The 21,103-nt window shown below is 37.3% G+C and carries 20 protein-coding genes; 3 read left to right on the forward strand and 17 right to left on the reverse strand.

The genetic code is table 11. The features are described from left to right. Positions 1–130: 130 nt before the first annotated feature. From IGJ11_RS12015 to IGJ11_RS12060, 10 genes are all read right to left on the reverse strand, one after another. Positions 131–847: a GH25 family lysozyme gene (locus IGJ11_RS12015; RefSeq protein WP_242697183.1), complete on the reverse strand. Its 717-nt coding sequence runs from the start codon at positions 845–847 to the stop codon at positions 131–133. 168 nt (positions 848–1,015) lie between these two features. Continuing rightward, entirely contained in the window at positions 1,016–1,828 is an 813-nt protein-coding gene (msrA, locus tag IGJ11_RS12020; protein WP_423220913.1) for a peptide-methionine (S)-S-oxide reductase MsrA, read from the reverse strand. A 192-nt stretch (positions 1,829–2,020) separates the two neighbouring features. Next, on the reverse strand, positions 2,021–2,761 hold the full coding sequence (truA, locus tag IGJ11_RS12025) for a tRNA pseudouridine(38-40) synthase TruA (protein ID WP_207432716.1): 741 nt from the start codon (positions 2,759–2,761) through the stop codon (positions 2,021–2,023). Positions 2,762–2,892: 131 nt separating this feature from the next. Next, a complete protein-coding gene (locus IGJ11_RS12030; RefSeq protein WP_207432595.1) occupies positions 2,893–3,528 on the reverse strand; it encodes a DUF998 domain-containing protein in 636 nt (211 codons plus the stop codon). A gap of 186 nt (positions 3,529–3,714) precedes the next feature. After that, the gene (locus tag IGJ11_RS12035; protein WP_207432593.1) at positions 3,715–5,163 is read right to left on the reverse strand and encodes a response regulator transcription factor; all 1,449 of its coding nucleotides are present in this window, start codon (positions 5,161–5,163) and stop codon (positions 3,715–3,717) included. Positions 5,164–5,167: 4 nt separating this feature from the next. Next, a complete protein-coding gene (locus IGJ11_RS12040) occupies positions 5,168–6,895 on the reverse strand; it encodes a sensor histidine kinase (protein ID WP_207432591.1) in 1,728 nt (575 codons plus the stop codon). Continuing rightward, positions 6,888–7,502, reverse strand: coding sequence for a YesL family protein (locus tag IGJ11_RS12045; protein ID WP_010721012.1), 615 nt, complete (start codon positions 7,500–7,502; stop codon positions 6,888–6,890). Before IGJ11_RS12045 ends, IGJ11_RS12040 begins: the two co-directional genes overlap by 8 nt. A 223-nt stretch (positions 7,503–7,725) precedes the next feature. Continuing rightward, entirely contained in the window at positions 7,726–9,180 is a 1,455-nt protein-coding gene (locus tag IGJ11_RS12050; protein ID WP_010721013.1) for an ABC transporter substrate-binding protein, read from the reverse strand. 37 nt (positions 9,181–9,217) lie between these two features. Continuing rightward, positions 9,218–10,138: a carbohydrate ABC transporter permease gene (locus IGJ11_RS12055; protein ID WP_010721014.1), complete on the reverse strand. Its 921-nt coding sequence runs from the start codon at positions 10,136–10,138 to the stop codon at positions 9,218–9,220. Between the two features lie 13 nt (positions 10,139–10,151). After that, on the reverse strand, positions 10,152–11,099 hold the full coding sequence (locus tag IGJ11_RS12060; protein WP_010721015.1) for an ABC transporter permease: 948 nt from the start codon (positions 11,097–11,099) through the stop codon (positions 10,152–10,154). Positions 11,100–12,009: 910 nt separating this feature from the next. Here IGJ11_RS12060 and IGJ11_RS12065 point away from each other — a divergent pair. Continuing rightward, a complete protein-coding gene (locus IGJ11_RS12065) occupies positions 12,010–12,678 on the forward strand; it encodes a B3/B4 domain-containing protein (RefSeq protein WP_178287095.1) in 669 nt (222 codons plus the stop codon). A 108-nt stretch (positions 12,679–12,786) separates the two neighbouring features. Here IGJ11_RS12065 and IGJ11_RS12070 read toward each other — a convergent pair whose 3' ends face one another. The 4 genes from IGJ11_RS12070 to IGJ11_RS12085 form a co-directional block, all read right to left on the reverse strand. After that, positions 12,787–13,044, reverse strand: a complete 258-nt coding sequence (locus tag IGJ11_RS12070) for a Txe/YoeB family addiction module toxin (protein ID WP_053766198.1) — start codon at positions 13,042–13,044, stop codon at positions 12,787–12,789. Next, complete coding sequence (locus IGJ11_RS12075) at positions 13,037–13,306, reverse strand: type II toxin-antitoxin system Phd/YefM family antitoxin (protein ID WP_207432589.1); 270 nt, start codon at positions 13,304–13,306, stop codon at positions 13,037–13,039. The genes IGJ11_RS12070 and IGJ11_RS12075 overlap by 8 nt, the downstream gene beginning before the upstream one ends. 365 nt (positions 13,307–13,671) lie before the next feature. After that, positions 13,672–14,397 carry a pseudouridine synthase gene (locus IGJ11_RS12080; RefSeq protein ID WP_207432587.1) on the reverse strand — a complete coding sequence of 242 codons (726 nt, stop codon included), beginning with the start codon at positions 14,395–14,397 and terminating at the stop codon, positions 13,672–13,674. A gap of 83 nt (positions 14,398–14,480) precedes the next feature. Next, a complete protein-coding gene (locus IGJ11_RS12085) occupies positions 14,481–16,127 on the reverse strand; it encodes a putative polysaccharide biosynthesis protein (protein ID WP_207432585.1) in 1,647 nt (548 codons plus the stop codon). A 240-nt stretch (positions 16,128–16,367) separates the two neighbouring features. Between IGJ11_RS12085 and IGJ11_RS12090 the strand changes: the two genes are divergently transcribed. Together IGJ11_RS12090 and IGJ11_RS12095 are read left to right on the forward strand one after the other, a co-directional pair. After that, positions 16,368–16,961 (forward strand): YitT family protein, encoded by a 594-nt coding sequence (locus IGJ11_RS12090; protein ID WP_010736976.1) that lies wholly within the window; start codon positions 16,368–16,370, stop codon positions 16,959–16,961. Positions 16,962–17,239: 278 nt separating this feature from the next. After that, complete coding sequence (locus IGJ11_RS12095) at positions 17,240–18,742, forward strand: UDP-N-acetylmuramoyl-L-alanyl-D-glutamate--L-lysine ligase (RefSeq protein WP_178287089.1); 1,503 nt, start codon at positions 17,240–17,242, stop codon at positions 18,740–18,742. A 157-nt stretch (positions 18,743–18,899) separates the two neighbouring features. Here the strand turns inward: IGJ11_RS12095 and celB are convergent, their stop codons facing one another. Genes celB through IGJ11_RS12110 form a run of 3 tightly spaced genes read right to left on the reverse strand, consistent with a single transcriptional unit; the run spans position 18,900 to position 21,090 of the window. Continuing rightward, entirely contained in the window at positions 18,900–20,243 is a 1,344-nt protein-coding gene (gene celB / locus IGJ11_RS12100; protein ID WP_010721020.1) for a PTS cellobiose transporter subunit IIC, read from the reverse strand. Next, a complete protein-coding gene (locus IGJ11_RS12105; protein ID WP_207432583.1) occupies positions 20,243–20,761 on the reverse strand; it encodes a hypothetical protein in 519 nt (172 codons plus the stop codon). The genes celB and IGJ11_RS12105 overlap by 1 nt, the downstream gene beginning before the upstream one ends. Before the next feature lie 14 nt (positions 20,762–20,775). After that, complete coding sequence (locus IGJ11_RS12110) at positions 20,776–21,090, reverse strand: PTS cellobiose transporter subunit IIA (protein ID WP_014834421.1); 315 nt, start codon at positions 21,088–21,090, stop codon at positions 20,776–20,778. Between the last annotated feature and the right edge of the window lie 13 nt (positions 21,091–21,103).

A 21,103-nucleotide genomic window follows, 5' to 3' on the forward strand; every position in this document is an offset into this window, starting at 1 on the left:
CCATGGATCATTTGGTAAATATCCCTAGGTAATCGGTGTTGATATCGAATTGTTTTTCGGTAAATTCTGGAAAGTATAAATCACTTGCCCATTGCCAAGCAGCTTTTTCTATATGTAAAAGTTCGTTTTCTTAAGGATTCTGAGGCCATTGTGCTACCCAGCAATTCTCTTTTCCTAAGACATCCAAGTCTAAAGTTCCATTCGTAAACCATGAAAGATTGGAATAATGAACCACCTGGGAAAAACCAGCTGCTTGAATGGCCTGACTAAACACTTGCGCATTTTCAGTCACTCTTGCTAGATTCATTTGAGGATTTTCACTATCGTTCACAACTACAGTAGAATAAGGTAAATTTAATTCTTTTAGATAGGCTAATAAATAGTAGGCTTCTTTTTCGGTGTCTTCTGCATAATTAAACCAAGCATAATGATAGACACTCACTTTCAACCCCGCCTGGATAGCATTCGCAACTTGTTCAGGGGCCAGTGGGTTCCTATAAGAATCCCCTTCTGTTAACTTAACTACTACACCTGTGATCCCATAGTTTTTCATTGTTTCATATGCTTCGACAGATAAATAACCATTATGTGAGGAAACATCAATAAAATCTTTTGGCGGTCTACTATTTTCAGAAGCAGAAATGCCTGACCCCGAATCCAACAAATTTACTCGATTATTACGTTGTTTTGCCACCACATTGTCTAGTAAATGCTGTTTGCTTTCAGTGATAATTGTTTGGGTGCTTTCTGATTTTTCATAAGTATGGACCACAAAAAATGTTGAAAATATTGAAAATACTGAAAATAAAAAAAGAACACTAAAAACCAATAAACGCCTTTTCTTCATCATAGGTACCTTCTTTCTTTTATTTGAGAGAGGTTTCTCAAATAAGTGTACCACTTAATCAACAGCGCTTACTTAAAAGTATTATTAGATTTTAATCGTTATTAAATCATCTAGCAATTTTAAGGGAATGACTGATTTTTACAGAACATCTTCCACTTACACGATTACTTATTCGTCTTCCCCAGACCATTTTTTCTTTGCCCGCTTAAAAAATAAAAATTGTTGATGAGACTTCTTGATCTTCTTATAACGTTTTTGTTGTTTTTTGTAAAATTGTTGATGATAATTTTCAGCAGGCCAAAAAGTTGTTGCTGGCTTGATCTGTGTGACGATTGGTTCCGCAAACTGATGCGAAGCAATCACTTGTTGCTTGGATTTTTCTGCTAGTATTTTTTGTTCTTCATTTTCTACAAAAATGATGGAGCGGTATTGATTCCCACGATCCTGAAACTGTCCAAAGGCATCTGTTGGATCGGTGACTTGCCAAAAAATCGCTAATAGTTCTTCATAGTTTATCATTCGCCGATCAAAAATAATCTCCACTGCTTCCACATGCCCAGTCGTGCCACTGCTAACTTGGTCATAGTTAGGATGTTCGACCTCCCCGCCAGTATATCCGGACAACACGGAAATAATCCCTTGCCGTGTTTCAAACGGTTCGACTAAGCACCAGAAACAGCCCCCGGCAAAGACGGATTTTTCTTGATAGCGTTCATCGGTGATCTGGTGTTTCGCAAAGTCGTAAGACACTTGTCCCATCGGATCATGGGTGATCTTCAAATAAAAGTCCATGACGTCAGGCGTCAAATTCCCCCGAAGTGCTAGTGATCGTAAAGAGACTTCAATCATTTCAAGGATTTCTTTTCTTTGTTTTCTTTCCCCTACTTGGTTTTTCGCTTGGATCAACAATGTCCGCTCCCATTCACGGGTATTAGGGTTTAAAATGAGATTGTATAATTCTGCTAGCTCTTGCTCCACCACTTTTCCCCTCACTTCTTGGTCAAATATGTAAATTCGTCCTGAATGTATCACGAAACTAGCGAAATTGCGAATAGACCGCTTAGAGGAGTCATGGGAGAGAGTAGGCTACTCAAACAAACTGAGACAGCCATTCTTTTGCCTGCTCCAGGCAATCAAACGACTCTCTCAGTTTGTTCTATTTGATATGAATGTTTATTGGTAATACACTTCGTCTAAAAATAAACCATGTGCCGGCACGGTTTCTCCTGCCTGTTGTCTTACTTTATTCTCAAAAATATCATCAATCGCCGAAACGGGTAATTTTCCTGTACCGATCTCCAAGAGTGTACCCATCAAGATCCGAACCATCTTATACAAAAAGCCATTGCCCACAAAGGTAAAGTGCAACATGCCGCCTTCTTGTTTGATTGAGAGTTCATGAATCGTACGAACTGTTGATTTTTTTGATTTTTTCAAGGCAGAAAAACCGATAAAATCATGACTTCCCATTAGTTTTTGACAAGCTTCATTCATTTTTTCCAGGTCTAGTTCTTGTGGAAAATAGAAACTATGATTTCGTTCAAAAACAGTTGGAATGGGATTATTCCAAACATAATAGCTATATTTTTTCCCTGTCGCATTGTATCGAGCATGAAAGCGTTCAGGCATTTCTTCCACTTTTTTGATCACGATATCTCTTGGTAGATAGCGGTTGAGAAAAGTTAGCATTTCATTACGACTCATTTGAGAAGTCGTTTTAAAGTTTGCCACTTGTCCTCTGGCATGTGTCCCAGAATCCGTGCGCCCCGATCCAATGATCTCAATTTTTTCTCCAGTCATCTGTGAGATGATTGCTTCGATTTTGCCTTGGATCGTTTTATCGTCATCTCCCAGACGTTGCCAGCCTGAGTAGCGTTTTCCATCATATTCGATCGTTAATTTGATATTTCTCATGTTTTTCATTAGACTCCCCTACGATATCCATTTGCACATCACGATGTGCGGTCAAGGTTTAGTCTGACACATTTATCCTGTGGTTTCAATCAGTTTTACGAATTTCCAGCATTTAGTAGGGCTACAGTCCGCTATGCCCTAATGTGTAAGATACTTAACCACACAATTGGTAAATAATTAAAGAAAAAACTGATCCGTTGACAAAAACCTAACTGATTCAAAACCGGCAATTGATTTAATCCGGGAATACGTGCTGCGCCATAAATTCCTGCAAAAACCAAACTGGCAACTAGTAAAATAAAAAACGATTGAGTTAATTGTGCATCGCCCATTTTGCGATACAATAAGAAAACAAATAAAGGGAACAAAATAAATCCACCATACCCAATCCCTGAACCAAGATTGTGAACCCAAGTCGAAAAATTCCAAGAAGTTTCGTTCGTGTCCACACTAAATAACCCGGTAAAAATACAATCTGTAACACCATATAGACCGATGGCAGCTGTCACTAATAAAGCAAGTGGTTTTGAAGTAGTAACAAAAGCTTGATATAACGCTGGCATTGCCAAAACATACAAGCAGCCAGATATGACCGACCAAATCAAAAATGCTTTTCGTACGGGACTACCAACATCCCCAAAAAGACTGATCACAGCAGTCATTTGATTAAGTTTAGGATAAAAAATTCCTAAAACATATGGTGTCAGAAAATCACTTACTACTCCTGACAATAAAAAATAAAATCCATACTTACGTAAAAAATCCATCCTGCATCCTCTTTTCACCAACCAGAAAAAAGAAAGTTTCATGCTCGCTTTCTTTCAACATTCTGGACATCATCTAGAAAAATTGTACCGAATTATACTAATTTAAACAAGCTTCAAGACATGCGGCACCTTGGCTTTACTTGATGAGGGTAATGAGCACTTTCCTCTGAACCACAGTAGCTGATTTTATACGATCATTCCATTCTTTTCACGATATTCTTTTGGTGACTTGCCGACGATTTTTTTGAACAACTTTGAAAAATAGGTTGTGTTGTTGTAGCCGATCTCACTAGAAATTTCATTGATATTTTGATTGCTATGCAGCAGCAACCATTTCGCTTGTTCCATTCTGAGATGATTTAAATAAGTTGAAAAACTTTTTTTCGTTTCTTTTTTGAATAATTGCCCCAAATACATCACATTCAAATGCAGGCTTTCTGAAACTTCTTTCAAGGTTAAAGGTTCTCGGTAGTGTTCGTGTAAGATCGTTATCACTCGTTCAACATTCTCGCTATATCGGACTTGTTTTTGCTGTTCCTTGATCAAAGATAGTAAGAGTTGATGCAGTTCTTGGACTGTTTTTGCTTGATTGATCTGTTGAATTCCTTTTAAATATTCATCGTCTTCTAGCCGAATCAATTCCCGGTGGATATCCATAAACAACAAAAAACTAAAATGACGGATATCATCCGGTGTCATCACAGCAGTTTGGAATTGGTCAAAAAATTGAGTAATCATTTGTTGGGCACTAGCCAATTGCCCGCTTTTCAACACACGATTAAACGAAGAAAAATCAATTGCCTGTTCTTTTGCTGCTTCTTGTTCGGCAAAAAAGATATGTTGGTCTTTTTCGCCGTAAAATTGATGCAGTTGTAAATTATCTTTGGCATGTTGATAACTCTCAGGGATCTTATCGGGATCTGCTGTTTCATCTCCAATACTGATCAACCAGTTTTCTTCCATACTCTTCTCTTGAATGAAGCGGCAAAATGCAGAAACTGACGCTTCTTCCAGCAACAAAGTAAAGCGTTCCATGTCTCCAAAGTTTCGTTGATAATAAAAAAGTTCTTGGTGGTTTTTCAGCCACTGATTCACTGATTTCCCGACGGATCTAGACACTTGAGCGAGTAAAACTCTTCGTTGTTTCCCTCCGATTTTGTCTAAAATCTCTTCTTCACTCACTTCATCTAATTCTTCATTGAGCCACTGACTAAAAAGGACTTCTTGATAGATTTCTTGCTGGTTTTTCTGTTCAATTTGATGATCTAATTGCTGCTTCACTTTGGTTAAACTAGCAATCAGTTCGGTTTTATTAACTGGCTTCATCAAGTAATTGATGGCCCCTAATTGCATCCCACTTTTTAAATAATCAAATTCCTGATAACCAGAAAGAATCATAAATTCAAACGCATGATGTTCCTTTTGAGCCGCCTCGATAAATTCTAAACCATTCATTTCGGGCATCGTGACATCTGTTATAACTAAATCAATGGATTGATTTTCTAAAACAGACAATCCTTGCATCGCGTTTTCTGCCGTTGCGACTACCTGAAATCCCAAACTTGCCCAATCAACAATTTTTTGCAACCCTGCCAAGATCATATATTCATCGTCGACTAATAACACTCGGTACATGTTCCTACCCCTTTTCTTTAAATGTAATAGTGACAGACAATCCTCCTTCTTGATTGGTACTTAACTTCATCTGATAACTATGTCCAAAACTAGCACGCAAACGTTCATTCACATTTTGCAGTCCAATCGATTGGTACAATTCGACTTTAGGATGCGCCAATCTTGATTCAATCTCTGCCAAGCGTTCCGGTGTGATCCCTTTGCCGTTATCCTTCACAATAATCTGGACTCGTTGCCCTTCACGAAACACTTTCACGCTTAAGGCATTATCAAAACGTGTAAAATCGACCCCATGTTTAAAATAATTTTCGATCAATGGTTGAATCACAAACTTCGGTACTTCGATACTTGCTAATGATGGATCAATGGAAAAATGATAGGCGATCCGGTTGGGGTAACGCATCTGATATAAATAGACATATTTTTCGCAAAAGTCCAGTTCTTCCTTTAAACTGATCGTCTTTTCTTGATTAGTATTGTTTCGCAACAAGGCCGAAAAAGCGTACACCACATCTGCCAATTCTTCGCTGCCTTCACTTAACGCATACATCCGAATATACTCTAACGTGTTATAGAGAAAATGAGGGTTGATTTGTGCTTGTAATGCACGCATGTGGGCATCTTGCTGTTTGATTTCCAATTTATAGATATCTTCAACATATTGGTTGATGCTATCCAACATCTCATTGATCCCTATAGAAAGATCTTTTAATTCATATTCCGTTTGGGTCGTATCGATCCGCATCTCCAAATTCCCTTTGGCCGTTTCATTCATTGCATCCATCACGAGATCTACTTGTTGCGAATAGCGCTTGAAGGTTTGGTATAAAAAGAATAGCAGACTGACATCTAATAGAAATACACCGAAAATCAATGGTGCTAAATCTTGGATAACCGCTCGTCTAACCATCGAACGATCTAAAGTAGCCAATATCCGGTAATCATCGGGTAACTGTTGGTACTGGATGAAATTATTTTTTTCAAGGTTTATCAGTGGCAAAGTGGAATTTTCTTGAAGGCTGGTTGTAATCAATTGTTCTTGGGTTGCTAGTTTATCCTTTGTCATTCCTTGATCATGGAATGTGTATAAACGGTTGGTGGTACCAGAGATCATATACAATGATAAGCCGCTAAAGGTATTCAAACTCTTTAATGCCGCATCCAATTCTGCTTTTTCAAAACCGACGAACATGCTCCCGACTTCGCTTCCACCTTGCGTGATCGACATTTTGATATAAAACGCATCTGTCAATTTAGGCGTACCACTTTTAATCACCCCACCTTTATTTGCTCTAGAAGATTCCAGATACTCAGGCAATTGACTGAAAACAACATAGACGGAGCTGACTTCCTCATAGCTGACATAAATATCTCTCATTAGATAAGGAAAAGAGACAAAATCGGTCGTTTTTTGTTGTTGATCATAAGCGTACATCAAATATTCATTGATCGGTTTTGTCAGATAAGTAGTCGCATTCTCGATTTTATCAGAGTTCCCCAACAATTGGTCTTTAATGATTTTACTTAGTGTCGTTTTATCGTTCAGTGTACGACTGGTACTTTGTAACGCCTCACTTGTCGTTCGCTTGGCTTGCTCTTGCGTTTGTACCCACGTATGAACACTAATGATAGCAGTCGCCACCGTTGTTAATAAAATCAGGACGAGCGCATATTTTCGGAAAAGACGATTCAGAAGTGTTCCTTGTGAAAATAAAATACGCCATTTATTCATAGCTTTCTAACTGCATATCCAGTTTTTCCCGCCATTGTTTGGTTACCAGCCCATTCCAAACAGTCAATAAGCCAATCACACCAAAGAGAATCAGTCCTTTATAATTCCAAGTTAGCCAAAAAATAATGCCTCCGCCAATCAACAATTTCAAAAAGGTCGAAAAACTGGAAAAGCCTGAAACAAAACTTAACTTAAGTAGGTTAGGAATCGAAATTTCGTATTCACTATCTAAAATCAAGCTATACTGATAAGTGGAGTAAATATAAAGTAAACTAAAAATCAGGATAAAATCAGTAATCAAAAAAAGAATGCCTTGAATTTGAACAGATAAGTATAAATTATAGCCAAGCAAAAATGTCCCCGCTAAAAATAAACCAAACAACACATTCCCACGGACAAATGTTTGTTTAAATGTTTCCCACCCTCGCTTAAACGTAATCTCTTTATATTCAAAACCATAAAGATAAAACAATTCGTTGACTGTTTTATAAGCAGGTCCAATCCCTAATACGATGGCTCCCATCAGTGTATAGATCCAAAAATAAAAAGTTAATTTCATGACCACCCACACTCTGATAAATAATGTTTCTAGTGCTTTACCTAACATGCGATTCCCTCCATAAAAAACATTGTATTCCCTTTCATTATACAAGAGTAGTAAAAAAGTAAAAGAACCAGTTTGATAAAAAGCCTAATGAACTTTTAGCTACTTGGTTGCTTTTCTTTCATTTCTTCGGACACTAATCAAAAAGCAGAACTCTCCAAAAATTCGACATGCAAATTTCGGAAAAAGTTCTGCTTCTTTCTAGAAACTGATTCAGTTTCTTGAATTATTTACTTTCCTTACGAAATGCATCATATTGTTTTTGCATTTCTGTTAATACTTTGTCATAACCTGCTCTGTTCAAAGCATCTTTTAGTTTTGGTAATGTTTCATCAGGATCAACTGTCCCAGTATTTAATCCATCTAGGTATTGATTCATGACATTTGAGATATTACTTAGTTCTGTTTTTACGCTATCTGTATTGAAACTAAAGCCTAAGATTGGAGAAGTTTTTGCTTCTTCAATTGATTTATCTCTTTCAGCGATCATTTCATCTGTGATCGTATCTTGTGTGTATAAGATTTCATTGTTACCGGTATTCCAAGCAGACATGTGCATGTTTGGTTGGTACCCATCTAATAATTTGATCTTGTCATCGCCATCTTTTTTCCATGCTTCGCCTTCGATACCCCAAACTAAACCATTCAATAATTCTGGATCGCTATTTAATAAACCTAAAAATTCAACTGATTTTTCTTTGTTTTTAGAGGTATTTGATACGACAAAGTTGGCCATTTGTGCTTGTCCAGTTGACTTCAATGGAACAGTGATTGCTTTTGAAACCAATTCTTGTTTCGCTGCATTAGTCAAGATCGTATCGCCATAATCGTATGGTCCTTGCGTTTCGCCACGCATTAACCAAGTATTCCCTTCAAGTGGGTAATCTTTATTACTAGTAGCAGCATCGCTAGGAATCAATCCTTGTTTATACCAGCTGTGCATCGTACGTAATAATTCGATAAACGTTTTGTTGTCGTATTGATTGATGATCTTAGTGTCATCGCCGTTCAAATCAACCGCAAATGGTAATGTATTCCCTAATGGATAATCGAAATCTCCTTGGACCTTAAATCCTTGTCCAATCGCAAAAGCAGCTGTATTTGGGTCTTTTTTATGGAATTCTTGTAACACTTTTTCCGCATCCTGATAAGATTCGATCCCATCAATCGATAAATTGTATTTATCTAATAACGGCTTGTTGAAAGTCAACACTTGTTGGGCAAACACATTGCCATTTACTGGAAAGGCATACAATTTTCCGTTAACTAAATTTCCTTTGATATACGCTTCATCTAAAGAATCATACGCTTCTTTCGCATATTTTGGTGCTAATTCTGTCAAATCAGTAAATGCACCCTTTTGCGCATTTGATACATAGTTGTTGGCAAAGGCAATATCGTAGTTTTCACCAGAAGAGATAATGACATTCATTTTCTTCTCGTAATCGCCCCAACCGATGTAGTTGATGTTGACTTTGACTCCGATTTTATCTTCGATCCGTTTATTTGCAATATCCATTAACTGATCGAAATTCTCTGGTTTATCACCGATTTGATACATTTGAAGGGTTGTTGAATCACTTGCTTCAGCTTTTTCTTTTGTCCCCGATCCGCAGGCTGCCAATGTTCCAACCATCATTGCAGAAACGCCAGTAAAGGCTAATTTCTTCCATAACTTCATTTTTCTTCCTCCTAAATTGTTTTATATTTTTATTGCATTACTCTTTTACTCCACCAATCGTTAATCCTTTAACAAAATGTTTCTGGAAGAATGGGTAGCTGATCGCAATCGGCAAAGTAGAAATCACGACGATCGCCATTCGAGCTGATTCTCCCGGAACAGAAGCAAGTCCGCCTGTCAATTGACTGCCCGCTCCTGAATTTTGTGTCAAATATTGAATATTGCTTTGGATCTTCATCAATAAATATTGCAAAGGAACCAGTTTATCATCTTGAATATAAAGCAACGCATTAAACCAATCATTCCAATACCCTAAGGCGGCAAACAAACTGATCGTTGCAATCCCTGGAATTGCTAGTGGTAAAACGATTTGCACAAAGATTCGCAGCTCACTAGCTCCATCAATTCTTGCAGATTCAATGATCGAATCTGAGACCGAGCGTTTGAAGAACGTTCGCATCACGATGATATTGAACGGACTAACCGCCATTGGCAAAATCAATGCCCAGATCGTATCTTTTAACTGCAAGAGATTTGTCATTACTAAATAGTTCGCAACCATCCCTGGTGAGAACAACATCGTGATCAAACAAAATACGGTAAAGAAGCGCCGAAATGGGAAGTTTGATCGTGAAATCGCATAAGCATATAAAGAAGTCGCTGTACTATTGATCAAAGTCCCTAGAACAGTGACAAGGATCGTCACAAATAAAGCTTGGAAAATCTTGTCTTGCATTTGACCGAATAAGTAAGTATACCCAAATGTACTAAATTCTTTTGGCCAAAAACTGTAGCCATATTGTGTCAAAGCGGATTCTTTCGTAAAAGAAATCGCAATCACGAATAGAAACGGTAAGATGCAAGAAAGAGCAAACAATGCGATCAACAAGTTAGAGAAAAAATTGGTTGTTTTGTTAAATGAACGAATCTGTACTCGTTCGACTTTCTTTTTTTTCATTTCTTTCTCCTCCCTAGAACAATGCTGATTCGCTGTCGAAACGACGAGCAATCGTATTTGTGATCATCAATAGAACAAACCCGACAACGGATTGATACAATCCCGCTGCAGCTGTCATTCCAAAGTCACCAGTAGAGGTCAAGCCATTATAAATGTAAGTATCCAATACTTGTGTGACATCATAAAGTGCTCCGGAATTTCTCGGGATATTGTAGAATAAACCAAAGTCTGCTCGGAAAATATTCCCGACAGCTAGAATCGTTAAGATCGTCATCAACGGAATCAATTGTGGAATCGTCACATGTTTGATTTGTTGCCATTTACTGGCACCATCCACCATCGCTGCTTCATAATAAGTAGGATCGATCCCCATAACAGAAGCAAAATAAATGATACTGTTATAGCCAATCCCTTTCCACGTGCCGATAAAGACAAGAATAAACGGCCAATACTTCGGTTCGTTATACCAGTTGATCGCTTCTCCACCATGCCCAGTGATCCACTGATTAAAGATTCCTTTATCAGGACTCAAGAAGGCATAAACAAAATACCCAATGATGACCCATGATAGAAAGTAAGGAAGTAACGACATTGTTTGGTAAACTTTTACCAGTCGTTTATTCCGTAATTCACTCATAATGATGGCAAAAACAACGGAAATCAATAAATTCAAAAGAATAAAAGTAACATTATATAAAATGGTGTTTTTAGTGATCAAGAAAGCTTGATCAGAAGTAAATAAGAAGCGGAAATTTTCCCAACCAACCCAAGGGCTTTCTCTTAAACTAGCTAAAAACCCGTCAGCAGAAATATGGAAGTTTTTAAATGCTACTACGTTTGCTAATACTGGGATATAAAAGAAAAAAATCATCCATAGCATCCCCGGCACAGCCATCAGTACTAAAGCTTTGTAGCGCCATAGATTAGCAAAAAAATGATTTAACCCCTTTCTTTTTTTCATCGTAAAACTCCTTTCGTGTCATTCACAAGCCAATTATAGCGCTTACAACAAAAGGAATAAATAAACAAATTATAGATAAAATGATACAAAATATAGATAACAAAAATAGGTAAAGGTTCAATTTTAACGATCAATTTTTTCAAAAAATCGTTGTCTAATGACAGTAATTTCTAAATAAACACGAATGAAATGAGCATAAAAAAAGGGTGTTAGATATAGATTAAGTCGATAAATAAGTGGAGCATGTAGAAAAATCAGCCTCTCATTAAAAGGATAGTTTGTACAACTATATGACTACATCAATCATTCTTTCCTTTTTCAATTGGTATAACTTCTCTCTGAGAGTGAACATCGATTTTCTTCTTCCACAACATATTTTTATCAGTTAGAATCTCCCGTAATAGACAAATAATAAAAGCGAGCGTATAGTTTATATATGACAGATACAAATATAAACATAAAAAACTAGTATGTCGTTTAGTATCCTCCATTCGTTACAAATTAATTATATCCTCCTCTATTTTTTCAAACTTAATTTTTTATATTTATGATCAGCTATGCTCGTAAAGAATGCTTTATAGAAAGGAACTCTGCCTAATATAATCTATCTACCATTAATAAATGTGATGCTCCAGTAATTCGTTAGTTGGCGAATTTACAACTAAATATCAAAAAATGATTGAACTAATTATGCTTAGTTTAGCAGCAAGTATTTGAGGTGGTAAGCATGTTGTACACTTTAGTTAGTGCTAGTAATTCTGGTTTATTTTTCTTATCACAACCAATTATAGAAATCTTTTTAAATTTATTAGGGGAATTTTTGCTTGGTACACTACTTATTTTTGGAAATAGCTGGTTAACGCTTCGCTATGATAGTTAGTTGTACTAAACAGGAAAGAGGTTAAATAAAATGATGTTTAAAATCACCGACAATATACCTAAAGAAATTAAACTATATGTTACAGAAATTGAATTTACAAATACTACTTTAAATCAAAAGCTATGGACAGAAAAAATCAATCCATTAATTAAACAAATCAGAGATCAAGATACTTTAGAAACCATTCGTGAGGATTCCAATATAATTGCTACAAAAAAATTATATAAAACGTTAGGAAAAGATCCTGCTCGTTTCCGTCCTTCATCTGATAGTTTATGGCGTCGAGCTGTAAAAGGAAATGATCTTTATCAAGTCAATACTTTAGTAGATTTAAATAACTACTTATCCTTGAAGTATCATTTGCCTTTTGGTAGTTATGATTTAAAACATATCCAAGAGCCAATCATTTTATCTAAAGGTGTAGAGAATGAAGAATACGCTGGTATTGGAAAAAAAATGATCAATCTAGAAAACCTTTTGCTATTAAGTGATACAAAAGGCGCTTTTGGTAGTCCGACCTCAGACTCGACTCGTGCTATGATTAGTGAGCAAACCACTCATGCAATAGTTGTCGCTTATCTATTTGATACTGATCCAAAAATCATTGAAGAAATGCAGAGAGAGAACCAGCAAACAATCTTAGCATACTTAAAAAATGCTACTATCATACAACAAATGCTAGTTGATCATAATCACTGATCCTAACATTGATGTTTTCATGACGTTATCCACAGCGCTCAAGAAGCAACTCCTCAACAATAAGCGATGATCGCTTCTTTCATGACCTCTTTACATACTTTCAATTTACTAATAGTAATCTTTTGCAGAATAAATAAATATCGTCTCATTTTCAACTCTATATATCAATCTATGTTCATCGGTAATTCTTCTTGACCATTTTCCAGATAGATCATGCTTTAATGGTTCGGGCTTTCCTAATCCAGCAAAGGGAGAACGATCGAGATCTTTTATTAACTTGTTAATTTTTTTTATGTTGCTTTTATTTCCTTGTTCATGCCAATAAAGATAATCATCCCAAGCATCACCAGACCAAGCCTTAATCATTAGATCCAACCTCGATTAAGTCATGTGTCTTAAATGCACCTTTAGAAAATTGCTCATCACCTCGACGAATTTTTTCCATAACGTAATTATTAGAAAGTGTTCTCAACGTTTCTTGCATAGAATCATAATCTCTTTTCGATAATACAACAATAGTATCTTCTACATCTTTACTTGTTACAATAAGCGTTTCGGCATCTTCAATCACTTGTTTCATATAACTACGTAAGTTTCGACGGAAATTTGAATAAGCTACTGCTTCCATTCCCTTCACTTCTTTTTTATTTCTACAAAAATATTGTACGTTATATTGTACACTAATCAAATAATTAAAGTAAAAACAAGCGCTATTTCTTGACTTCAAAGCTAGTATTAACCTGATCTCTCTATAAATAACGATTCTATACTTTTTGATGTTGGTGAATTTCACTAACATCTTTTTTATGATGTAAAAACATAGAAAAGACACCTTGAACTCCTTTAGAACTAATTGGGCGAACCAATTCATCGAAGGATTCAAGATGTCTTTTACTCAGCTTATCGAAGATACCCTAACTATCATTTTATCATTTGACAATGAGCCTAAAAACAGGCTAGCTGGCTTTTGTTTCTTCATTGTATTTCGTTTGATTACATTTCCTTTCCCTCTAACTGCTTGACTTCTTCAGCTGTCATTGGTCGGTATTCGCCGAGTGCCAAGTCTTCTGGGAGCAGAAAGTTCCCCATTCGGATTCTTTTAAGATAAGTGACTTCTTTTCCTACGGCTTTGACCATCCGTTTGACTTGATGGAATTTTCCTTCATGCAGGATCAAGCGAATCACCGATGTTTCATCTTCCGAATTGACTGAAACAATCGATAACTGAGCAGGTCTGGTTTCTTCGCCACCATCAATCGTCAATCCTTGGTTAAATGCCTGTACATCAGCTTCGGTCATGATACCGTTAACTTCAGCGAAGTACTCTTTTTCGACGTGTTTTTTGGGGGAAAGTAAACGGTGCGCCAAGCCACCATCATTTGTCACAACCAATAACCCTTCTGTATCTTTATCTAAACGCCCGACAGGAAAAAGATCTTCCCGATAAGAAGTATCATCGAATAGATCAAGCACTGTTTGATCGTAGTTGTCTTGAGTGGCTGAAATTACTCCAGCTGGTTTATTGAGGATATAATAAAAATCTTTTTGGTAAATGAACTGTTCGCCTTCATAAGTCACTTGATCCTTCCATTCATCTACTTGGAATTTGTCACTTTTAATGGTTTGATCGTTCACTTTGATGTGCCCTTTTTTGATCAGTGCCTTGACTTCTTTACGACTGCCTAATCCGACATCCGCTAAAAATTTGTCTAATCGCATGCTTTTCCTCCATTTGATTGAAAAAAGAAGTTAAGGGATAATAGGGAACATTATTCCTAACTTCTTTTTTCAAATTTTATTTACTACTTGATCCTTAATCGATGGCGTAATCGAACCATACTTGGTCCTAAAAGACGTTCTGCTAATCGAATTTTTAATGCTAAATATGCGTACACCGTACCGCCAACACCAGCTACAAATAAAATCAAGAACAATGACTGAATTTTACTATCTTGATTGAGGAATAAACCGAAAACAGACTTCGTGATCCCAGCTGCTGCCAGCATGATCAGTGTTAAAATAAAAATTAATAACGTTCTACGCCAAACAAAACTTGGTTTGAAACGTGCAACTTGACGCATCTTTTTTAAAATCAACGTGCAAGAAACAGCAAAACCGATCATCGTCGCAAATAGTGGACCATAGACTTCAAACAGACGGATCGCTGGATATTGCAAGATCACCTTCACGACAAAACCGATTGCAAGATAACGAATCGCTGCGGCATTTTCAAACATCCCTTGAAGCATATTGGAAACTAACATATATAGACCAAGGAACAGCCCCACAAAACTGGCTTGGATCAACACGTGACTTCCTAGTTTATCAGGTGCATAAAACAACGTATTTAAAGGATAGGCTAGCAGGATCACGCCAAAGGTAGCAGGAAACATAAAGAACGAAAACAATTGTAAATTACCACTCGTCAGTTTCGCTAAACCACGATGATCTTTGATCGTCACCGCTTCGGTGATCAACGGCAACCCAGTAGAAGCGATGGAAGTAGCAAGCGCAATCACGACCATCGTCAATTTATCTGGGTTTGCACTGAAAATTGAAAAGAGATCCAATAACTGATCTTTGGAATATTCAGTCGTTGCTGACATGATTTTAATAAAGGTAAACTGATCTACTAATTTAAAGACCGTCACCCCTGATCCGACAATAATAAACGGAATCGCTTCTTTGATCGTATCTAGTAACAATTCTTTTGTCGCTACATTGACTTGGTTATGGCTATACTGGACACGTGCCGCTGAATACGCCTGTTGTTTTTTCAAAAAATACAACAAAACCAAAATACTTGCTAACATTCCGATAAATGCAGCAAAAGTCGACTGAGTAACTGCTGTGACATAATCGCCTTTCATGACTTTCATAATAATAAAGGTCGCAAGCAACATGTAAAAGATCCGTGCGACTTGTTCCACGATTTGGGAAAGTGCATACGGCATCATTTCTTGGTTTCCTTGGAAATACCCTCGTATAACACTCATACAAGGAAAAACAAGTACCGCGATACTGAGTGATTGCATCGTTGGAATCAATTCTGCTCCGCCACCAGAAGCATGTGCGAGCCAAGGCGAAGCCACATACATAAATAATGAAAATAAGAGTCCTAGTACACCCATCATCTGTAATGCTCGAATAAATAAACGCCGAGAAGTCCCATATTCATTTAATGAATTGTAGCGAGCGGTTTGCTTGGCGATCGCCGCCGGAATCCCAGCTGTCGAAATCAATAGGAACAAAGCATAAATATTGTAGCCCATATTGAATAATCCATTAGCAGCTTTCGCATTCTCCCCCATCCAAGCGTACCAAGGGATAATGTAGATAGCCCCGAGTAACCGGGATATGATATTACTAGCTGTCATCCAAGCAGAGCCACGAGCCATTTTTTCTTGAGGTGTTAAATTTTCCATTGCTGGTTTTCGTTGATTAGTCATCGATCAGATTCCAACTTTCTTCAAAACATTACTAACAGTTTAATAGTAAAAAGGAAAACTGGCAATCTTTTTTGTGTGATTTTTCTGTAAATTCAACATTTTAAGATAACGTTTTCTTTCTAGCTATCATAAAGTTTCTCCTCAATAATGTTCGTTATTATTTAACATTTATAATTACTAACGAGTTGTTTTTTTCTTATGCTATACTAGTTCTATAATTAGCGAACGGAGGATGCGCTTATGCTGAAAGAATTGAAAAAAACACCGATCATTTTACTAGGTGTCGTTTTTATTGCCATTGGTTTGAATTGGTTTTTACTGCCACATGACATTGCTTCAGCAGGAGTCGGAGCGATCGGACATTTAGTTGAGACCGCCTTTTTGATTCCACGATCCATCACGGTTTGGTCAGTGAATGTCATCATGCTGCTATTAGCTATACTCTTATTAGGAAAAATGATCTTCATTAAAGCAGTATTTGGTAGTTTGCTCTTTCCACTTGTGTTAGATGTGATTCCTAAAACACCGATTTTTTATTCTCATCTTCTTTCGTTGATCATGGGAAGTCTACTTTTTAGTACGGGTGTCTATACGCTTTATACAGTTGGTGCATCAAACGGTGGCGTGACAATCCCACCAATCATCCTCCAAAAGTTCTTCCGCATCCCGGTTTCTAAAGGATTACTCTTAACGAATCTGATCATTGTTTGGTTGAATTATCTTGTGTTTGGATTACGGGAAACCCTCTATGTCTTATTTTCTATCGTTTTAAGTTCACTATTCTTAAAGCTATTGGGACGGATCTATCCGATCACAAATGATCTAGAGGCGTGATGCTCTCACTGTTGATTCAAGAATTACGTGCAAAAAAATCAAGAACTGTTCTGTTGGAACAATGTGTTATGCATTCGTTTCGGATAGGTCAGTAATGCTAGACAAGTAACAAGCAATTTTTATATAAAAAAGAGAAAAAGCTCAACACGTTCGGTCGTTTTGAGTTTTTTTCTCTTTCCTATTCTCTTTTTAGATAGCTGATTCCCTTTTTAGCAACTCTTTTGAAGTATGCTATAATAAATCAGAACCCAATGAATAATAAAGTGAGGGATGATTCAATGCGCTTCTCTTTAGAAGATATCCGTAAATTATTGATCAAAGAAAATTTATTAAAAGAATTTGTTTCTGTTCAAGGTTGGCATTTAGATGCTCCTGAGCAATTTGTATTCAAAAAGTTAAGTTATGACTCACGCCAAGTAGATCATGAAACGTTGTTTTTTTGTAAAGGTCTGAATTTCAAAGAAGAATATTTAACAAGTGCGATCTCGAATGGTTTGAGCTACTACGTTGCTGAACAGCCTTACGAAAATACAGCAACTGGTATCATCGTGACTGATATTCGCAAAGCGATGGCGATCCTTTCCATGGCTTTTTATCAGTATCCCCAAAATCAATTGCAAGTGATCGGCTACACTGGAACTAAGGGAAAAACAACGGCAGCTTATTTTACCAAAGCCGTTTTAGATCATGCGACAAACAATAAAACAGCGTTGCTTTCAACGATGAACACGACTCTAGACGGGCAAACTTTTTTTAAATCCCATCTAACAACACCTGAATCGTTAGACTTGTATCGCATGATGGCGGAAGCGGTAAAAAATGGCATGACACATTTAGTGATGGAAGTATCCTCACAGGCTTACAAAACACAACGGGTATATGGTTTAACGCTAGATGTAGGAATCTTCCTGAACATTTCTCCTGATCATATCAGCCCAATTGAACATCCAACCTTTGATGATTATTTCTATTGCAAACGTCAACTGATTTTAAATTCTAAAACTGTGATTTTAGATCATGAAAGTGATCATTTCGATCTTTTACAGGAAACGGCTGAGTTAGCAAACGTCCCTTACATCACTTATGGACGTTCTGCCGAATCTGATTATGAAGTAAAAAGTTTAACTTCAGGGAACCATGCCTTTCACTTGATCAAACACAACGGAAAACTTGATATCGAAGCTGACTATGAGATCCAATTAGCCGGTGATTTCAATCAAGAAAATGCAGCAAGTGCTATCATTGCGGCTGCGTTGACTGGCGCTTCCATCGAGGATGCCCAAAAAGGACTCAAAGCAGCACGTGTGCCTGGACGGATGGATCAGTTGATCCAAAAAAATGGCAGTCATGTTTATGTCGATTATGCCCATAATTATCTCAGTTTAAAAACATTATTAGAATTTGCCAAAAAAGAACATCCGAAGGGTCGGGTCATCGTTGTTCTAGGTAGTCCCGGAAACAAAGCAGTTTCTCGCCGTCAGGATTTCGGAAAAGTATTATCAGAAACGGCTGACGTCGTCTTTTTAACAGCGGATGATCCAGCGTTTGAAGATCCGCAAAAAATCGCTGAAGAAATCAATGCAGCCATCACTAATGCTGAGCTTGAGGTTCACTATGAAATGGATCGTCCAGAAGCGATCAGACAAGCATTAGCGATCAGCAATCCTGAAGATTCCGTTGTAGTCGCTGGAAAAGGAGTCGATCCTTATCAAAAAATCAATGGGATAGATGTTCCTTATAAAGGCGATTATGAAGTCGTCAAAGAACTGATTGAAGACTGAGTATTTCAATGAATACCACTTGTTTACAATAAAAAATACGAGATGCGAAACGTATTAAAGCGACCTCCAAAAATTAGATTTTTTGGAGGTCGCTTCATATTTATCGTAGTTTTCTATCTTTGTTTTTATTGAGTTAATTGAAGCAAATCACATGGCTTTATTCCGCAGCTAATTCGGCTGCTTTTTCTCTTTCTTCAGTCAATAGTTTATTGTCATAGTATTTGATGAATGGTAACCAAATGAAGAACGCTAAAATTGCACATAATACTGCTAAAACAGCCGCCTTCCAGTCTCCCCCACTACCGACAAATGCGCCCACACCAACTGGCGAAGGCCAAGGCATTTGCGCCAGCATTGGCTTAACGATCTCGAAGCGAATGGCAAAATAAGCTAGTGAAGCCGATGCCATCGGTGCTAGGAAAAATGGAACAGCCAGATACGGATTATAAACAATTGGCATCCCAAAAATAATTGGCTCATTGATATTAAAGATACCTGGAACTAGTGAAGCTTTCCCTAGTACTTTTAATTGATCGGATTTAGCCAAAAAGGCAATGAAGAAGATCAATCCTAATGTGGCCCCTGATCCTCCTACTGTCACATAGGAATTATTAAATTCGCCAGCAAGCGGGAAATTCGCTCCCTGTGCATTTGCTGCCATGTTCGCTAATACGATTGGTGTCAAGAAAGAAGTAATGATATTGGCGCCGTGGATACCCACGATCCATAGTGCATGGATCAAGAAATAGATCACCATGATCCCTAACCATGTGTTCGTTAATTGAGTAACAAACCCGAATGGGATCGCAATCATTTTGAAGATATCTGTTCCTAATACAACCAACAGACCATTAACAAGCATCACGACGAAGCCAATCACAAATGTAGGGATCAAAGCTGTAAAGGAACGAGAAACACCTGGGGGTACTACATCAGGCATCTTGATGACCCAATTCCGTTTGACACAGATGCAATATAATTCAACAGCTATATATGACATGATGATTGCTGTAAAGATACCGGAAGTGCCTAGCCGCTCGACAAATGAGCCCATCCGAATCCCGTTCACGACAGTTTCCGTATCTGAGATACTAGCGATCAAACTTACTTTCCCATCGGATAACACTAATTCCGGAATACACATGAAGAAAGCAAATACCGCAAGCAGCGAACCAGTTAAAGGATTGACATTCAACCCTTGTTCATCTCGTTCGATTGAAGTCAGTTCATAAGCAAAAACAATAGCAAAATAAATGGATAAAATCCCCATGGTCATCGTGTTGATGATCATGTACAAATCACTGACTTTAAAAAATGTAGCGTTGAAAAACCCTTCAAGAAATGGAAATGGTAAAGGTAAGATATTCAAAACCAAAAACATCGACCCGACAATCGTAAATGGAATCGAAGCCATCCCTGCTGCCATTACCGCCCGAACGATTTTCATTTGTGCAATTTTTCCCATCGGTCCCATCAAATACTTTTCCAAAAATTTAAACATTAGTTACTCCCCTTCCCTAATTGTGAACTCTTTTCATATTGTTTAACACGTTGATATTGACGGTCTTGATTACGTTCAATTTTTTCTAAGCGGAACCAGCAAAAGCTACAAATAAAGATACCGCTTACAAATAATGCGAGTAAAAATAGCTTGGTGCTATGATCATTAGCCATAAATGGAAAAAATGAGCGATACCATGGGGTAAGTAGTAAGCCACTGATTCCTACGTTCATCATTCCTTGAATCTTAAAATAATTGCTCGTCCAAGGTGCTCGGTTCGTGTGCGTACGATAAAGTATGACTTGTTCACCGATAGCAGGAACGATCAAACCCAGCAAGCTAAGCGGCAGTAGCCAGGCACTGCTTCTTGCGATTAATAGTAGTACTAGCCAATTAAGATTGATGAAAAAGAAAAAGGCTGTCAAATAACGAATCACAAGATAACGATTGAAGTACATGATTTTCAAACTAAATTGTTTCTTTTCTAAAGCTAATTGTTGCTTCTTAGTTTCATCCACCTTAATCTCCTCTTTCAAGCTTTTTGTTGATACAAATAACTCATTTCATTTGCAACTTCTAAAAGGGTCATTGTTGTCATTAAATGATCTTGGGCATGGACCATAATGATCTCCATCTCGATTTTTTGCCCACTAGCATATTCTTTTAGCAAGTTTGTCTGGGCTTTATGCGCTTCTAAAATAGCTTCATTTGCTTTATCTAACTGTTGACTCGCTTCCGCTTTTTCTCCTTGCCGTAGAAGTTTGAAGGCTTCATGAATCAATGTTCGGGCATTTCCACTATGCAAAATAATATCAAAAGCGATGACTTGTAATTCTTCACTCGTCATATTTCCAGTCACA

Source organism: Enterococcus sp. DIV0691 (genome assembly GCF_051711145.1).
Lineage (GTDB): Bacteria > Bacillota > Bacilli > Lactobacillales > Enterococcaceae > Enterococcus_B > Enterococcus_B hirae.

What these genes read in the sequence shown, in the direction of transcription:
- IGJ11_RS12015 (WP_242697183.1), bottom strand. Translation starts at nt 847, where the DNA reads ATGAAGAAAAGGCGTTTATTGGTTTTTAGTGTTCTTTTTTTATTTTCA.
- truA (WP_207432716.1), bottom strand. Translation starts at nt 2,761, where the DNA reads ATGAGAAATATCAAATTAACGATCGAATATGATGGAAAACGCTACTCA.
- IGJ11_RS12030 (WP_207432595.1), bottom strand. Translation starts at nt 3,528, where the DNA reads ATGGATTTTTTACGTAAGTATGGATTTTATTTTTTATTGTCAGGAGTA.
- IGJ11_RS12035 (WP_207432593.1), bottom strand. Translation starts at nt 5,163, where the DNA reads ATGTACCGAGTGTTATTAGTCGACGATGAATATATGATCTTGGCAGGG.
- IGJ11_RS12040 (WP_207432591.1), bottom strand. Translation starts at nt 6,895, where the DNA reads ATGAATAAATGGCGTATTTTATTTTCACAAGGAACACTTCTGAATCGT.
- IGJ11_RS12045 (WP_010721012.1), bottom strand. Translation starts at nt 7,502, where the DNA reads ATGTTAGGTAAAGCACTAGAAACATTATTTATCAGAGTGTGGGTGGTC.
- IGJ11_RS12050 (WP_010721013.1), bottom strand. Translation starts at nt 9,180, where the DNA reads ATGAAGTTATGGAAGAAATTAGCCTTTACTGGCGTTTCTGCAATGATG.
- IGJ11_RS12055 (WP_010721014.1), bottom strand. Translation starts at nt 10,138, where the DNA reads ATGAAAAAAAAGAAAGTCGAACGAGTACAGATTCGTTCATTTAACAAA.
- IGJ11_RS12060 (WP_010721015.1), bottom strand. Translation starts at nt 11,099, where the DNA reads ATGAAAAAAAGAAAGGGGTTAAATCATTTTTTTGCTAATCTATGGCGC.
- IGJ11_RS12065 (WP_178287095.1), top strand. Translation starts at nt 12,010, where the DNA reads ATGATGTTTAAAATCACCGACAATATACCTAAAGAAATTAAACTATAT.
- IGJ11_RS12070 (WP_053766198.1), bottom strand. Translation starts at nt 13,044, where the DNA reads ATGATTAAGGCTTGGTCTGGTGATGCTTGGGATGATTATCTTTATTGG.
- IGJ11_RS12075 (WP_207432589.1), bottom strand. Translation starts at nt 13,306, where the DNA reads ATGGAAGCAGTAGCTTATTCAAATTTCCGTCGAAACTTACGTAGTTAT.
- IGJ11_RS12080 (WP_207432587.1), bottom strand. Translation starts at nt 14,397, where the DNA reads ATGCGATTAGACAAATTTTTAGCGGATGTCGGATTAGGCAGTCGTAAA.
- IGJ11_RS12085 (WP_207432585.1), bottom strand. Translation starts at nt 16,127, where the DNA reads ATGACTAATCAACGAAAACCAGCAATGGAAAATTTAACACCTCAAGAA.
- IGJ11_RS12090 (WP_010736976.1), top strand. Translation starts at nt 16,368, where the DNA reads ATGCTGAAAGAATTGAAAAAAACACCGATCATTTTACTAGGTGTCGTT.
- IGJ11_RS12095 (WP_178287089.1), top strand. Translation starts at nt 17,240, where the DNA reads ATGCGCTTCTCTTTAGAAGATATCCGTAAATTATTGATCAAAGAAAAT.
- celB (WP_010721020.1), bottom strand. Translation starts at nt 20,243, where the DNA reads ATGTTTAAATTTTTGGAAAAGTATTTGATGGGACCGATGGGAAAAATT.
- IGJ11_RS12110 (WP_014834421.1), bottom strand. Translation starts at nt 21,090, where the DNA reads ATGACGAGTGAAGAATTACAAGTCATCGCTTTTGATATTATTTTGCAT.